The organism is Pseudomonas sp. Bout1, from assembly GCF_034314165.1.
Classification (GTDB): domain Bacteria; phylum Pseudomonadota; class Gammaproteobacteria; order Pseudomonadales; family Pseudomonadaceae; genus Aquipseudomonas.
On record NZ_JAVIWK010000001.1, the window covers coordinates 5949308 to 5962548 of the forward strand.

Here is a 13241-nt window from a genome sequence, read left to right on the forward strand (position 1 = left end):
CGAGGCCATTACAGCCTCGATTTGAAACAAATCCAATACCGTTCAGCTAACAACAAACACTTTCCTGTGGTGAGCGGGCTTGCCCGGCGCTGGGTTGCGTAGCGACCCCAAAAACGGGACTGCTGCGCAGTCCAGCGCGGGGCAAGCCCGCTCACCACAGTGACAGCGTTCGAAGTCCGAGGGGTTAGCCCGGTACGCGGCGGATTTTCGCGCCGAGCATCTGCAGCTTCTCTTCGATGCACTCGTAACCACGGTCGATGTGGTAGATGCGGTCGATCAGGGTGTCGCCGTCTGCGCACAGCGCCGAGATCACCAGGCTGGCCGAGGCACGCAGGTCGGTGGCCATTACTGGCGCGCCCTTGAGCTTCTCGATGCCGGTGACGATGGCAGTGTTACCTTCGACCTGGATCTTGGCGCCCATGCGGTGCAGTTCATACACGTGCATGAAGCGGTTTTCGAAGATGGTCTCGATCACAGCGCCGGTGCCTTCGGCAATCGCGTTCAGGGAAATGAACTGCGCTTGCATGTCGGTCGGGAACGCCGGGTACGGCGCAGTACGCACGTTGACGGCTTTTGGCCGCTTGCCGTGCATGTTCAGCTCGATCCAGTCTTCACCAGTAGTGATCTCGGCGCCCGCTTCCTTGAGTTTTTCCAGGACGGACTCAAGGATGGTCGGGTCGGTGTCCTTGACCTTGACGCGGCCGCCGGTGACAGCAGCAGCCACCAGGTAGGTACCGGTCTCGATGCGGTCCGGCATCACCTTGTAGGTGGCCGAATGCAGGCGCTTCACACCTTCGATGGTGATGGTGTCGGTGCCGGCGCCGGTAATGTTGGCACCCATGGCGATCAGGAAGTTCGCCAGGTCGACCACTTCCGGCTCGCGCGCGGCGTTTTGCAGCACGCTGCGGCCGTTGGCCAGGGCAGCGGCCATCATGATGTTCTCGGTACCGGTCACGCTGACAGTATCAAAGAAGAAGTTCGCGCCACGCAGGCCGCCTTCTGGTGCCTTGGCCTTGATGTAGCCGCCTTCGACGTCGATGGTTGCACCCATGGCTTCGAGGCCACGGATGTGCAGGTCCACCGGACGCGAACCGATGGCGCAACCGCCAGGCAACGCGACTTCGGCTTCACCGAAACGAGCAACCATCGGGCCCAGAACCAGGATCGAGGCGCGCATGGTTTTCACCAGCTCGTACGGCGCGATCAGAGTCTTGATGGTGCGCGGGTCGATTTCGACGCTGAGTTTCTCGTCGATCACCGGTTCAATGCCCATGCGACCGAACAGCTCGATCATGGTGGTGATGTCGTGCAGGTGCGGCAGGTTGGCCACGGTAACCGGGCCATCGCACAGCAAGGTAGCTGCCAGGATCGGCAGGGCGGAGTTCTTCGCCCCGGAAATACGGATCTCGCCATCAAGACGAGCACCGCCGGTAATAATCAATTTATCCATAAGAATCTCGACGCCTTGGGGGCTCAGGTGCGCTCGGCCCAGGCCGCGCGGCTGAAAAATTTCATAGTGACCGCATGGATGCTGCCATCGGTGATCCACGGGTTCAAATGGGCATAGATCTGCTGCTGACGCTTGACCGGGCTCAATGCCGCCAGTTCATCGCTAATCACGTTCAGCTGGAAGTTACAGCCTTCGCCCTCAACTTCTACTTGAGTTTCGGGGAGCTTTTCTTCGAGAAAGCGCTTCACTTCTAAGGCCTGCATGCTCAACCTCTATCGGCGCCCAGTGCGCGCGGGTCGCACATCATACAAAAAAGCCCCGCGCCTGCGAACCCCGCATAGCAGGACTCTGACGGGGGGCTTCTTTAATAATGTGTATTAAGGATGCGCCAACAACTCGGTCAGCCCGGAAACTTCAGCAATTTCACGCATGTCTTCGGGCAACGCACGGATGCTCACCGGCTTTTTGACGGCCTGCGCATCACGCATGAAACACAGCAGCAACGATAAGCCGACGCTACTGGACTTCACCACCGCCGAGCAATCGAGCACCAGCGCCGCAGAGGTGCTGGCATTGATCAGCGCCTGGCCCTGCTTGCGCAGGGCTGGCCCGGTGCTGTAATCCAGCACGCCGCTGAGCAACAGCTCACCGGACTCGCCAAGGCGAATGGCCGACTCGGTCATTGGGCAGGCTTCCCGGCAGCTTTGTCGGTTTCTTCCTTGGCCTTGGCCACTTCACCGGCCCAACCGTTGATGGTTTTGTCCAGATCGTTGCCATTGCGCTGCATTGCGTCGGCAAACTGGTCACGGAACAGCTTGCCGATATTGATGCCGTTGATGACAACGTTACGCAGCTTCCACTCGCCATTGATCTTCGTCAGGGTGTACGACACTGGGTACACCGCACCATTGCTGCCCTTAACGGTCATGCCGACTTCGGCACGGTCACCCGTTTCGGACTTAGGCGCATCAACCGTAATGCCCTGGTTGTTGTACTCGAGCAATGCGTTGCCATAGAACTGGAACAGGCCACGCTTGAAGTTTTCCTGGAAGCGGGTCATCTGCTCCGGGGTCGCCTTGCGCGAGTACTTGACGGTCATGATGCTTTTGGAAATACCTTCAGCATCAACCACAGGCCCCACGATCGTATTCAGCGCGTTGTAAAACTGACTCGGGTCCTGCTTGTACTTTTCCTTGTTGGCACTCAGGTCAGCCAACATTTTGTTGGTCGTGTCCTGCACCAGGTCGTGTGCAGAACCGCCGGCAGCGGCGTTAGCCATCAACGGCAGTGCCGCCAGCAGTACCAACAGGCCACGTCGCAAAGTAGAGATCATGAACACATTCCTCATTTGGCGTCTTTATTGACGGTGTTGAGCAGGAATTTACCGATCAAGTCCTCCAGCACCAACGACGACTGTGTGTCATGAATGGTCGAACCATCCTTGAGCAGAGCTGTTTCCCCGCCCACGCTGATACCGATGTACTTCTCGCCCAGCAAACCAGCGGTGAGAATAGACGCCGTGGAGTCAGTCGGCAGATTATCCACCTTCTTGTCCACTTGCATCGTCACCCGGCCGGTGAAGCTGTCGCGGTCAAGATCGATCGCCGTGACCTTGCCGATGGTTACACCCGCCATGGTCACTTTAGCTCTGACAGTCAAACCGGCGATATTGTCGAAGTAGGCGTAAAGTTTATAAGTATCGGCGGTGGGGCTGGCCGATAGGCCGCTGACTCGCAGGGCGAGCAACAGTAAAGCCAGGATGCCAGCCAGCAAGAAAAGGCCGACACCGATTTCCACAGTGCGGTTTTGCATCAGAAATCTCCAAACATCAAGGCGGTCAAAATGAAGTCAAGGCCCAGTACCGCCAGCGAGGCGTACACAACGGTCTTGGTGGTGGCGCGACTGATCCCTTCTGAAGTGGGTTCACAGTCGTAGCCTTGGAATACGGCGATCCAGGTCACTACAAAGGCGAAAACGATGCTTTTAATGATGCCGTTGAGCACGTCGCCGCTGAAGGTCACGCTGTTCTGCATGTTGCCCCAGTAGGAGCCGTCGTAGACGCCCAGCCAGTCAACCGCCACCCACGAGCCGCCCCAGATCCCGACCACGCTGAACACCATCGCCAACAGTGGAAGAGAGATGAAGCCGGCCCACAGGCGTGGGGCAACAATGTACTTGAGTGGATCGACACCGATCATTTCCAGGCTGGAGAGCTGCTCGGTGGCTTTCATGTTGCCTATTTCGGCCGTCAGCGCAGAACCGGCACGCCCGGCAAACAGCAGCGCGGTCACCACCGGGCCCAACTCACGCAACAGGGTCAGGGCCACCATCTGCCCCACCGCCTGCTCGGAACCGTAGCTGGAAAGGATGTTGAAACCCTGCAGCGCCAGCACCATGCCGATGAATACACCGGAAACCACGATGATCACCAGGGACATCACGCCCACGGAGTGCAGTTGCTTGATCAGCAGGCCAAAGCCGCCGCCAATACCGCCGCGGCCGAGCAAGGCATGAAACAGGAAAATCGTCGAACGGCCCAGCACACCAATGATATCGATGCCGGAGCGGCCGAAAAGGCGAACCTTTTCGAGTAAGGATGTCTTGCGCATCAGCGCTTCCCCAGAAAATCTGAGCGGTAGTCCGCTGCCGGAAAATGAAAAGGCACCGGGCCATCGGGGTCGCCAGTCATGAATTGGCGAATGCGCGGGTTATCTGCGTTCATCAGCTCTTCAGGCGTGCCCTGCCCCAATACCTGGCCATCGCCCACTACATAGAGGTAGTCGGCAATGCTCGCGGTCTCGGCCAGGTCGTGGGAGACCACGATACTGGTGATACCCAGCGCATCATTGAGCAGGCGGATCAGGCGCACCAGGACACCCATGGCGATCGGGTCCTGGCCAACGAAAGGTTCGTCGTACATGAGAATCTGCGGGTCGAGGGCAATGGCACGCGCCAGGGCCACCCGACGCTTCATGCCACCGGACAGCTCGTCGGGCATCAAATCGATGGCACCACGCAGCCCCACGGCCTGCAATTTCAGCAACACGATGTCACGAATCATTTCATCGGACAGCTGCGTATGCACCCGCAGCGGGAACGCCACGTTTTCAAAAACGTCGAGGTCGGTGAACAATGCGCCGCTCTGGAACAGCACGCCCATGTGCTTGCGGGCATCGAACAGATCGCTGCGCGACAGCGTCGGCAGGTTCTGGCCGTTGACCCAGACTTCACCGGCGGAGGGGCGCAGCTGCATGCCCATCAGGCGCAACAGCGTCGTCTTGCCGCAGCCGGAAGGCCCCATGATTCCCGTGACTTTGCCGCGGGGAATGCGAATATCCACATTATTGAAGATGCTGCGCGTACCGCGCTTGAAGGAAAGGCCCTTCAGCTCGACCGCGTAGGCGTTATCGGCACTCATCTAAACTCCTTGGGATGCAGCCTTTCACTCAGACACCTTGTTTTCGACAAATGCTTGCGCCGAATAGACAAAAAGGCTGTGCGGACCGAACTGGCGGCGAACTATATCACTGCTGGTACAGCGCCCCCAAGGCCGGAACAGAGCTTGTTCAGAAACAGGACAGCTAAAAAAACCTTGCTGAGGTTGAATCTCAACCACAGGCGGAATGAATAAAGCCTGACGAACTTGCGTGAGGGAATTGTTCATTACCGCTATAATCGCCGACTTTTCGTCAGGCTATACGATTTCAGACATGAGCCAATCCAGCGACCTTATTCAATCCGCACAACGCACCATCCGCCTTGAGCTTGAAGCCGTAGAAGGTTTACTGGCCCATATCGACGCGGATTTCGTACGCGCATGCGAGATGATTCTGGCCAGCAAGGGCCGCGTTGTCGTGGTCGGCATGGGCAAATCCGGGCATGTCGGCAACAAGATCGCCGCCACCCTGGCAAGCACCGGGACCACCGCGTTCTTCGTGCATCCGGCCGAAGCCAGCCACGGCGACATGGGCATGATCACCCGGGATGACATCATCCTGGCGCTGTCCAACTCCGGCACCACCAACGAAATCGTGACCCTGCTGCCGCTGATCAAGCGCCTGGGCATCCAGTTGATCAGCGTGACCGGCAACCCGGACTCAACCCTGGCAAAAGCCGCCGAAGTGAATTTGAACGTGCACGTTGCCCACGAGGCCTGCCCGCTGAACCTCGCACCCACCTCCTCCACCACTGCGGCCCTGGTCATGGGCGACGCGCTGGCGGTGGCACTGCTGGAAGCCCGTGGGTTTACCGCCGAAGACTTCGCATTTTCCCATCCGGGTGGCGCCCTGGGCCGTCGCCTGCTGCTGAAAGTGGAAAACGTGATGCACGCCGGCGAAGAGTTGCCTCAAGTGGCGCGCGGCACCTTGCTTAAGGATGCCTTGATGGAAATGACCCTCAAGCGCCTGGGCATGACGGTGATACTGGAAGATGACGGGCGCCTGGCCGGGGTATTCACCGACGGCGACCTGCGCCGCACACTGGACCGCAACCTCAATATCCAGACCGCAACCATCGACGAAGTCATGACGCCTCACGGCAAGACTGCACGCCCTGACATGCTCGCGGCCGAAGCGCTGAAGATCATGGAAGACCATAAAATTCTGGCGCTGGTGGTGGTCGACGGCGACGACCGCCCGGTTGGCGCCCTGAACATGCACGACTTGCTGCGTGCAGGAGTGATGTAAATGACCACCGACCTGTTGCAACGGGGCAAAAACATCAAGCTGGCGATTTTCGACGTCGACGGTGTACTCACAGATGGCCGCCTGTACTTTTTGGAAGACGGCAGCGAATTCAAGACGTTCAACACCCTCGACGGCCAGGGCATCAAGATGCTGATGGCGGCGGGCGTGCAAACCGGGATCATCAGCGGTCGCAAAACTCCGGTTGTGGAACGCCGCGCACAAAACCTGGGGATTCCTCACCTGTATCAGGGCCGCGAGGATAAACTGGTGGTCCTGGACGAGCTTCTTGGCCAACTCAACCTAAGCTATGAGCAGGTTGCCTACCTCGGTGACGACCTACCCGACCTGCCGGTGATTCGCCGGGTCGGCCTGGGCATGGCCGTGGCCAATGCGGCGGCGTTCGTTCGCGAACATGCCCATGGCGTAACGACAGCCCGTGGCGGCGAAGGCGCCGCCCGCGAGTTCTGCGAACTGATTCTGCGCGCCCAAGGCAGCCTTGAAGCGGCCCACGCCGCCTACCTATAGAGCGTTTTATGTTGAGCAAAAAGATTCGCAATTTCCTGATATTCGCTGTCATCGCCGCCGTATTCCTGGCGGTAGGCTACTGGAATATCAGCCCGGAGCGCTTCCTCGACAAGCCCGTCGCACAGGTGGACGAGAGCGCTATCGACTATTACGCCATTAACGCCCATAGCATCCAGTACCTGCCCGATGGCAAGGTCCAGTATGAAATGACCTCGGACAAGGTCGAACACCTGAAGGCATCCGAGGTCACGTTATTGACCAAGCCGGACATGAACCTGTATCGCGGCGCCGAATTCCCATGGCACGTCACCAGTGAGCGTGGCGAGGTCAACCCGGACGGCACCCAAGTGGAATTGATTGACTCGGTACGTGTAGCCCGCACCGACGCCAAGGACCGCGACACCATTATTACCAGCAGTCGCATGACCGTATTCCCACAGAAGCAATATGCGCAGACCGAGCAAGACGTTAGAATTGACGGCGCTGGCGGTGTATCGACTGGCAAGGGAATGAAAGCGTATTTGAAAGAAAGCAGGATACACCTGCTATCGAACGTAAGAGGACAGTATGAGGCTCGTTAAAACCCTCCCTATTTTGCTCGGCCTGGGCGCAGCACTGGGAAGCGTGAGCGCCTGGGCTCTGCCGAACGATAGCCAGCAACCGATCCATATCCAGGCCGATGACGCGCAACTGGATGACAAGAAAGGTATTGCGACCTACACCGGCGACGTGATCATCACTCAGGGCTCGATGAAAGTGACGGGTAATACCGTGACGCTGACTCGCACCCCGGCAGGCGATATCGACGTGGTCACCTCGGTTGGCAACCTGGCGTATTTCGAACAGCTGCAAAAAGTGGGCGACCCTACGCCAGTCAAAGGCTACGGCAAGACGATCCAGTACCATGCACAGCAAAATCGCATCGTACTGATCGACCAGGCCCGGGTGATCAATGACGGCAACACCACCGACGGCGAAAAAATCGTCTACGACACGGTGAAGCAGATTGCCCAGGCCGGTCGTGCCACCGGTTCCAAAATCGGCACGCCGAAGCCGCGCATCGACATGGTTATCCAGCCGAAGCCGAAACCGGGCGCAGCCCAGCCGGCGCCGAAACCCGACGCGAAGAAGGCGAATTGATGGCAACCCTGAAAGCCCAGCATCTGGCCAAGGCCTATAAAAGCCGGCAGGTCGTGCGCGACGTGAGCCTGTCGATCGACAGCGGGCAGATCGTCGGCTTGCTCGGCCCCAACGGTGCGGGCAAGACCACCTGCTTCTACATGATCGTGGGCCTCGTACAGGCCGATCAGGGCCGCGTGCTGATCGACGACCTGGACGTGAGCCACCAGCCCATGCACGGTCGCGCCCAAGCAGGCATTGGCTATCTCCCGCAGGAGGCGTCGATCTTCCGCAAACTGTCGGTTTCCGACAACATCATGGCCATCCTCGAGACCCGCAAGGAACTCGACCGCGCCGGGCGCAAGCAAGAGCTGGAAAGCCTGCTGCAGGAATTCCACATCAACCACATTCGCGACAACCTCGGCATGAGCCTGTCCGGCGGTGAGCGTCGTCGCGTGGAAATCGCCCGCGCCCTGGCCACTGCGCCGAAGTTCATCCTGCTGGACGAACCTTTCGCCGGTGTCGACCCGATCTCGGTCGGCGATATCAAGCAGATCATCCATCACCTCAAGGCCAAGGGCATCGGTGTATTGATCACCGACCACAATGTCCGCGAGACCCTCGATATCTGCGAAACCGCGTATATCGTCAACGATGGGCAACTGATTGCCGAAGGTGACTCGGCCACCATCCTGGCCAATGAACTGGTCAAGGAAGTGTATCTGGGTCACGAGTTCCGCCTGTAAACACGGTGGTATCAGGCCATTCGCCATGGAGCGCGGGAGTCAATAAAAACCTCAGAATTTTTATTGTTACCGCGCTCTAGGCAAAGCCCCCGATATCAGGCATATAATTTGCTTATGTTTGGCGCTCACGCGCCCTGTCGTGGATGGCGCATTGCGCCGGCGAATAAGGTGTTAAGCCCCTGCCATGAAACCATCGCTAGTCCTGAGAATGGGCCAGCAGCTGACGATGACACCTCAGCTGCAACAGGCCATCCGCCTGCTCCAATTGTCGACCCTGGACCTGCAACAGGAAATCCAGGAGGCCCTGGAGTCCAATCCGATGCTCGAACGCCAGGAAGAAGGCGACGACTTCGATAATGCAGACCCGCTTGCCGACAACATCGAGCAAAAACCCAACCCCGACGTACAGGAAACCTCCTACCAGGAAACCGCCCCCACGGTGGACAACCTTGAGGAAGGTGAATGGAACGAACGCATTCCCAATGAACTTCCCGTCGACACCGCCTGGGAAGACGTCTACCAGACCAGCGCCAGCAGCCTGCCCAGCAATGATGATGACGAGTGGGACTTCACTACCCGAACCTCCGCCGGCGAGAGCCTGCAGAGCCATCTGCTCTGGCAACTGAACCTGGCACCGATGTCTGACACCGATCGACTGATCGCTGTGACCCTGATCGACTGCATCAACAATCAGGGCTATTTGGACGAGTCCCTTGAGGAGATCCTCGAGGCCTTCGACCCGGAACTGGACATCGAACTGGACGAAATCGAAGCCGTCTTGCACCGCATCCAGCAGTTCGAGCCCGCCGGTATCGGCGCGCGCACCCTGAGCGAGTGCCTGCTGCTGCAACTGCGCCAATTGCCGGCCAAGACCCCTTGGCTGGCCGAGGCGCAGCGCCTGGTCACCGACTACATCGACCTGCTCGGCAGCCGCGACTACAGCCAGCTGATGCGCCGCATGAAGCTCAAGGAAGATGACCTGCGCCAGATCATCGAGCTGGTGCAGAGCCTGAACCCTCGCCCTGGCTCGCAGATCGAGTCCAGCGAAGCCGAATACGTGGTGCCCGACGTGATCGTGCGCAAGGACAACGAGCGCTGGCTGGTGGAGTTGAACCAGGAATCGGTGCCGCGCCTGCGGGTCAACCCGCAATACGCAGGCTTTGTGCGCCGCGCCGACACCAGCGCCGACAACACCTTCATGCGTAACCAGTTGCAGGAAGCCCGCTGGTTCATCAAGAGCCTGCAAAGCCGCAACGAAACCCTGATGAAAGTCGCCACCCAGATCGTCGAGCACCAGCGCGGCTTCCTGGAATACGGCGATGAAGCGATGAAGCCGCTGGTATTGCACGATATCGCCGAGGCGGTGGGCATGCACGAATCAACGATTTCCCGGGTAACCACACAAAAATTCATGCATACCCCACGGGGTATCTATGAGCTGAAATACTTTTTCTCCAGCCACGTCAGCACCTCCGAAGGCGGCGAATGCTCGTCCACGGCGATCCGCGCGATCATCAAAAAACTGGTTGCCGCGGAAAATCAGAAAAAGCCGTTGAGTGACAGCAAGATCGCTGGTTTACTGGAGGCACAAGGCATTCAGGTCGCCCGTCGAACCGTCGCCAAGTACCGCGAGTCCCTTGGGATCGCGCCTTCCAGCGAGCGTAAGCGTTTGATGTGACGGGCGGGCCATAGCGTTCCAGTGGCAGGCACCCCGGCCTGCCGCTTTATGCACTGGCAACGAAGGAGAAGCTGTATGCAAGTCAACATCAGTGGACACCATGTAGAAGTCACCCCTCCATTGCGCGAATACGTCGAGCAGAAGCTGAAACGACTTGAGGGTCATTTCGACAAGATCACCAATGTGCAGGTCATCATGAAGGTCGATAAGCTTCAGCAGAAAATCGAAGCGACCTTGCAGATACCCGGTGGCGAAGTGGTCGCCAATGCCGAGCATGAAGACATGTATGCATCGATCGATGCCTTGACTGACAAGCTTGACCGCCAACTTAAAAAGCATAAGGAAAAGCAGCAGAGCCTTCTTCAAGGCACCGGCCGCTAACACTCCCCACCCATGATTCGACTTGAAACCATCCTGACCCCCGGCCGTTCCCTCGTGAACGTGCCGGGCGGCAGTAAAAAGCGTGCCCTCGAACAAATTGCCAACCTGATCGGCCGCGAAGTGCCCGAGCTGGATACGCAAGCTGTGTACGAGGCTCTGATCGCCCGTGAAAAGCTCGGCTCGACCGGCTTTGGCAACGGCATCGCCATTCCTCACTGCCGCTTGCAAGGCTGTGAATCTCCGGTCAGCGCCCTGCTGCACCTGGATGCCCCAATCGATTTCGACGCCATCGATGGCGCCCCGGTCGACCTGCTGTTTGTACTGCTGGTCCCGCAAGCTGCCACCGATGCGCACCTGGAACTGCTTCGGCAGATCGCCAGCATGCTCGACCGCAAGGAAGTACGCGACAAACTGCGCAGCGCCTCCAGCAACGAGGCGCTCTATCAGGTCGTCCTGGATGAACAAAGCAGGCATTAATCATGCGTTTGATCATCGTCAGTGGCCGGTCCGGCTCAGGCAAAAGCACGGCCCTCAATGTTCTTGAGGACAACGGCTTCTATTGCATCGACAACCTGCCCGCCGGCCTGCTGCCGGAACTGGCGGAACGCGCACTGATTCACACTGAGCTCGCGCAACCACTGGTCGCTGTCTCGATCGACGCCCGAAACCTGCCCAGCCACCTCACACGCTTCCCTGAGCTGCTCGAAGAAGTGCGCGCCAAGCACATCCATTGCGATGTGCTGTACCTGGACGCCGACGAAGAGACCCTGCTCAAGCGCTTCTCCGAAACCCGTCGACGCCACCCTCTTAGCAGCCCGCATCGCTCGCTGGCCGAAGCCATCGAAGACGAGACCAAGCTGCTGGGGCCGATCATTGACCTGGCTGACCTCAAGATCAACACCACCAGCCTGAACCTGTATCAACTGCGTGATGCGATCAAGCTGCGCCTGCTGAACCAGCCAGAGCCGGGCACGGCGTTCCTCGTGGAGTCGTTTGGCTTCAAGCGTGGCATGCCGGTGGATGCCGACCTGGTGTTTGACGTGCGCTGCCTGCCCAACCCGTATTGGAAGCCGGAATTGCGCGATCAGTCCGGGCTGGACGAGCCTGTGGCCGAGTACCTGGCGGCGCAACCGGATGTGGAGGAGATGTTCCAGGACATCTCCAGCTACCTGCTCAAGTGGCTGCCGCGTTTTGCGGCCAGCAACCGGGCTTATGTCACCATCGCCATTGGCTGCACCGGCGGCCATCACCGTTCCGTCTACCTGACCGAACGCCTGGGCAAGGTGCTGCACCAAACCCTCAAGAACGTCCAGGTTCGCCACCGCGACCTCAGCTGAAAGGAACACCCCCGCGATGCCCGCTCTGGAAATTGAAATCATCAACAAGCTGGGCCTGCACGCCCGGGCCTCGGCCAAGTTCGTCGGCGTTGCCGGGCAGTTCCCTTGCCAGATCCGCGCCGGGCGCACACAGGAATCCATGGTCGACGGCAAAAGCATCATGGCCATGATGATGCTGGCTGCGGGCAAGGGCACAAAGATTCATTTGAAGACCGAAGGCGAACAAGAGCAGGAAGCCCTGGATGCGCTGGTGGCGTTGATCAACAACTTCTTTGACGAAGGCGAGTAACACCCTCTGTAGGAGCCGGCTTGCCGGCGATTGGCCCACAAGTCTTGCACTGACCTCAGGAACGCCATCGCCGGCAAGCCGGCTCCTACAAGGAATTTGGCAGAGTTCCTAGCCCAACGCTGTATCCATCACCATCATCAAGCAAAACCCGATGCACAACCCGAGGCTGGCGAGCTTGTCATGGCCATTGCGCCGCGACTCGGGAATGACTTCGTGCGTCACCACCAACAGCATCGCCCCGGCCGCCAGCGCCAACCCCAGCGGCAACAGCACCTGCGCCAGGCTCACCAGCCAGGCGCACAGCACCGCAAACACCGGCTCCACCAGGCCAGACGCCGCGCCAATCAGGAACGCCTTGACCCGCGACATCCCTGCCCCGGCCAGCACCAGCGCGATAACCAAACCCTCCGGCACATCCTGTAATGCGATGCCCATGGCCAGGCTGTCGGCATCGGGCATGCCGCCACCCGCCGAAACACCCACCGCCATGCCTTCAGGAATGTTGTGGGCAATGATGGCGAACACAAACAGCCAGATGCGCGGCGGTATCACCGGATGTTCCGCACTGCCCACCAGCATTTCCGGGCTGGCGCCGGAGACCTTGCGATCTACCAGGTACAACCCGAAAGCGCCTAGCATGATGCCGAAACTGATCAGGCCACTGGCGGCCCAGGGCGTCAGCCCCAGGCTTTCAGCCGCCGCGATACCCGGCACGATCAGCGAAAACGCAGTCGCCGCCAGCATCACCCCCGCACCAAAGCCGAGCAGCGTGTCACTCACCGCCAACGGCATCCGGCGAATTACCAGTACCGGCACGGCGCCCAAGGCGGTGCCAAGCGCGCAAATGGCACCACCCTGCAAGGCCCGCAGGATGCGCGGTTCCAGGTCAAGCCAGGCCAGCCCTTGGGCCACCAGCAATGCCGTTCCTGCCAATAGCAGCAGCGAGCCAAACGCATAACGAAACATCCGCACGCTGCTGATCGCCAGTGTTTCAGTGCCCATAGTCGGCCTTAGATCTTGTTATAGAGGAG

The 13241-nt window shown here is 59.2% G+C and carries 19 protein-coding genes; 10 read left to right on the top strand and 9 right to left on the bottom strand.

Annotated features, from left to right (window positions below):
- Nucleotides 1-184: 184 nt before the first annotated feature.
- From murA to RGV33_RS27570, 8 genes are all read right to left on the bottom strand, one after another.
- Nucleotides 185-1450 carry a UDP-N-acetylglucosamine 1-carboxyvinyltransferase gene (gene murA / locus RGV33_RS27535; protein ID WP_177084230.1) on the bottom strand — a complete coding sequence of 422 codons (1266 nt, stop codon included), beginning with the start codon at nt 1448-1450 and terminating at the stop codon, nt 185-187.
- A 23-nt stretch (nt 1451-1473) separates the two neighbouring features.
- Complete coding sequence (locus RGV33_RS27540) at nt 1474-1713, bottom strand: BolA family protein (protein ID WP_017477722.1); 240 nt, start codon at nt 1711-1713, stop codon at nt 1474-1476.
- A 114-nt stretch (nt 1714-1827) separates the two neighbouring features.
- On the bottom strand, nt 1828-2133 hold the full coding sequence (locus tag RGV33_RS27545; protein ID WP_322147431.1) for an STAS domain-containing protein: 306 nt from the start codon (nt 2131-2133) through the stop codon (nt 1828-1830).
- Complete coding sequence (locus RGV33_RS27550; protein WP_322147432.1) at nt 2130-2783, bottom strand: ABC transporter substrate-binding protein; 654 nt, start codon at nt 2781-2783, stop codon at nt 2130-2132. The genes RGV33_RS27545 and RGV33_RS27550 overlap by 4 nt, the downstream gene beginning before the upstream one ends.
- An 11-nt stretch (nt 2784-2794) precedes the next feature.
- Entirely contained in the window at nt 2795-3262 is a 468-nt protein-coding gene (gene mlaD / locus RGV33_RS27555) for an outer membrane lipid asymmetry maintenance protein MlaD (RefSeq protein ID WP_010170575.1), read from the bottom strand.
- Nucleotides 3262-4059, bottom strand: coding sequence for a lipid asymmetry maintenance ABC transporter permease subunit MlaE (mlaE, locus tag RGV33_RS27560; protein WP_003216131.1), 798 nt, complete (start codon nt 4057-4059; stop codon nt 3262-3264). Before mlaE ends, mlaD begins: the two co-directional genes overlap by 1 nt.
- Entirely contained in the window at nt 4059-4868 is an 810-nt protein-coding gene (locus RGV33_RS27565; protein ID WP_322147434.1) for an ATP-binding cassette domain-containing protein, read from the bottom strand. The genes mlaE and RGV33_RS27565 overlap by 1 nt, the downstream gene beginning before the upstream one ends.
- 24 nt (nt 4869-4892) lie before the next feature.
- Entirely contained in the window at nt 4893-5114 is a 222-nt protein-coding gene (locus tag RGV33_RS27570) for a hypothetical protein (protein WP_322147435.1), read from the bottom strand.
- 46 nt (nt 5115-5160) lie between these two features.
- Between RGV33_RS27570 and RGV33_RS27575 the strand changes: the two genes are divergently transcribed.
- From RGV33_RS27575 to RGV33_RS27620, 10 genes are all read left to right on the top strand, one after another.
- The gene (locus RGV33_RS27575; RefSeq protein ID WP_322147436.1) at nt 5161-6135 is read left to right on the top strand and encodes a KpsF/GutQ family sugar-phosphate isomerase; all 975 of its coding nucleotides are present in this window, start codon (nt 5161-5163) and stop codon (nt 6133-6135) included.
- On the top strand, nt 6136-6660 hold the full coding sequence (locus tag RGV33_RS27580) for a KdsC family phosphatase (protein ID WP_010170579.1): 525 nt from the start codon (nt 6136-6138) through the stop codon (nt 6658-6660).
- Between the two features lie 8 nt (nt 6661-6668).
- The gene (gene lptC / locus RGV33_RS27585) at nt 6669-7241 is read left to right on the top strand and encodes an LPS export ABC transporter periplasmic protein LptC (protein WP_322147438.1); all 573 of its coding nucleotides are present in this window, start codon (nt 6669-6671) and stop codon (nt 7239-7241) included.
- The gene (gene lptA / locus RGV33_RS27590; RefSeq protein WP_322147439.1) at nt 7228-7800 is read left to right on the top strand and encodes a lipopolysaccharide transport periplasmic protein LptA; all 573 of its coding nucleotides are present in this window, start codon (nt 7228-7230) and stop codon (nt 7798-7800) included. Before lptC ends, lptA begins: the two co-directional genes overlap by 14 nt.
- On the top strand, nt 7800-8525 hold the full coding sequence (gene lptB, locus RGV33_RS27595; RefSeq protein ID WP_088422736.1) for an LPS export ABC transporter ATP-binding protein: 726 nt from the start codon (nt 7800-7802) through the stop codon (nt 8523-8525). Before lptA ends, lptB begins: the two co-directional genes overlap by 1 nt.
- Before the next feature lie 184 nt (nt 8526-8709).
- Nucleotides 8710-10203: an RNA polymerase factor sigma-54 gene (locus tag RGV33_RS27600; protein ID WP_322147440.1), complete on the top strand. Its 1494-nt coding sequence runs from the start codon at nt 8710-8712 to the stop codon at nt 10201-10203.
- Nucleotides 10204-10278: 75 nt separating this feature from the next.
- Nucleotides 10279-10584 carry a ribosome hibernation-promoting factor, HPF/YfiA family gene (gene hpf, locus RGV33_RS27605; protein ID WP_017138237.1) on the top strand — a complete coding sequence of 102 codons (306 nt, stop codon included), beginning with the start codon at nt 10279-10281 and terminating at the stop codon, nt 10582-10584.
- A 12-nt stretch (nt 10585-10596) separates the two neighbouring features.
- Nucleotides 10597-11061: a PTS IIA-like nitrogen regulatory protein PtsN gene (gene ptsN, locus RGV33_RS27610; protein WP_322147441.1), complete on the top strand. Its 465-nt coding sequence runs from the start codon at nt 10597-10599 to the stop codon at nt 11059-11061.
- A gap of 2 nt (nt 11062-11063) precedes the next feature.
- Nucleotides 11064-11921 carry an RNase adapter RapZ gene (gene rapZ, locus RGV33_RS27615; RefSeq protein WP_322147443.1) on the top strand — a complete coding sequence of 286 codons (858 nt, stop codon included), beginning with the start codon at nt 11064-11066 and terminating at the stop codon, nt 11919-11921.
- 16 nt (nt 11922-11937) lie between these two features.
- Nucleotides 11938-12210 (top strand): HPr family phosphocarrier protein, encoded by a 273-nt coding sequence (locus RGV33_RS27620; protein ID WP_322147445.1) that lies wholly within the window; start codon nt 11938-11940, stop codon nt 12208-12210.
- 108 nt (nt 12211-12318) lie between these two features.
- Here RGV33_RS27620 and RGV33_RS27625 read toward each other — a convergent pair whose 3' ends face one another.
- A complete protein-coding gene (locus RGV33_RS27625; RefSeq protein WP_322147446.1) occupies nt 12319-13212 on the bottom strand; it encodes a ZIP family metal transporter in 894 nt (297 codons plus the stop codon).
- Between the last annotated feature and the right edge of the window lie 29 nt (nt 13213-13241).

What these genes read in the sequence shown, in the direction of transcription:
- murA (WP_177084230.1), bottom strand. Translation starts at nt 1,450, where the DNA reads ATGGATAAATTGATTATTACCGGCGGTGCTCGTCTTGATGGCGAGATC.
- RGV33_RS27540 (WP_017477722.1), bottom strand. Translation starts at nt 1,713, where the DNA reads ATGCAGGCCTTAGAAGTGAAGCGCTTTCTCGAAGAAAAGCTCCCCGAA.
- RGV33_RS27545 (WP_322147431.1), bottom strand. Translation starts at nt 2,133, where the DNA reads ATGACCGAGTCGGCCATTCGCCTTGGCGAGTCCGGTGAGCTGTTGCTC.
- RGV33_RS27550 (WP_322147432.1), bottom strand. Translation starts at nt 2,783, where the DNA reads ATGATCTCTACTTTGCGACGTGGCCTGTTGGTACTGCTGGCGGCACTG.
- mlaD (WP_010170575.1), bottom strand. Translation starts at nt 3,262, where the DNA reads ATGCAAAACCGCACTGTGGAAATCGGTGTCGGCCTTTTCTTGCTGGCT.
- mlaE (WP_003216131.1), bottom strand. Translation starts at nt 4,059, where the DNA reads ATGCGCAAGACATCCTTACTCGAAAAGGTTCGCCTTTTCGGCCGCTCC.
- RGV33_RS27565 (WP_322147434.1), bottom strand. Translation starts at nt 4,868, where the DNA reads ATGAGTGCCGATAACGCCTACGCGGTCGAGCTGAAGGGCCTTTCCTTC.
- RGV33_RS27570 (WP_322147435.1), bottom strand. Translation starts at nt 5,114, where the DNA reads ATGAACAATTCCCTCACGCAAGTTCGTCAGGCTTTATTCATTCCGCCT.
- RGV33_RS27575 (WP_322147436.1), top strand. Translation starts at nt 5,161, where the DNA reads ATGAGCCAATCCAGCGACCTTATTCAATCCGCACAACGCACCATCCGC.
- RGV33_RS27580 (WP_010170579.1), top strand. Translation starts at nt 6,136, where the DNA reads ATGACCACCGACCTGTTGCAACGGGGCAAAAACATCAAGCTGGCGATT.
- lptC (WP_322147438.1), top strand. Translation starts at nt 6,669, where the DNA reads ATGTTGAGCAAAAAGATTCGCAATTTCCTGATATTCGCTGTCATCGCC.
- lptA (WP_322147439.1), top strand. Translation starts at nt 7,228, where the DNA reads ATGAGGCTCGTTAAAACCCTCCCTATTTTGCTCGGCCTGGGCGCAGCA.
- lptB (WP_088422736.1), top strand. Translation starts at nt 7,800, where the DNA reads ATGGCAACCCTGAAAGCCCAGCATCTGGCCAAGGCCTATAAAAGCCGG.
- RGV33_RS27600 (WP_322147440.1), top strand. Translation starts at nt 8,710, where the DNA reads ATGAAACCATCGCTAGTCCTGAGAATGGGCCAGCAGCTGACGATGACA.
- hpf (WP_017138237.1), top strand. Translation starts at nt 10,279, where the DNA reads ATGCAAGTCAACATCAGTGGACACCATGTAGAAGTCACCCCTCCATTG.
- ptsN (WP_322147441.1), top strand. Translation starts at nt 10,597, where the DNA reads ATGATTCGACTTGAAACCATCCTGACCCCCGGCCGTTCCCTCGTGAAC.
- rapZ (WP_322147443.1), top strand. Translation starts at nt 11,064, where the DNA reads ATGCGTTTGATCATCGTCAGTGGCCGGTCCGGCTCAGGCAAAAGCACG.
- RGV33_RS27620 (WP_322147445.1), top strand. Translation starts at nt 11,938, where the DNA reads ATGCCCGCTCTGGAAATTGAAATCATCAACAAGCTGGGCCTGCACGCC.
- RGV33_RS27625 (WP_322147446.1), bottom strand. Translation starts at nt 13,212, where the DNA reads ATGGGCACTGAAACACTGGCGATCAGCAGCGTGCGGATGTTTCGTTAT.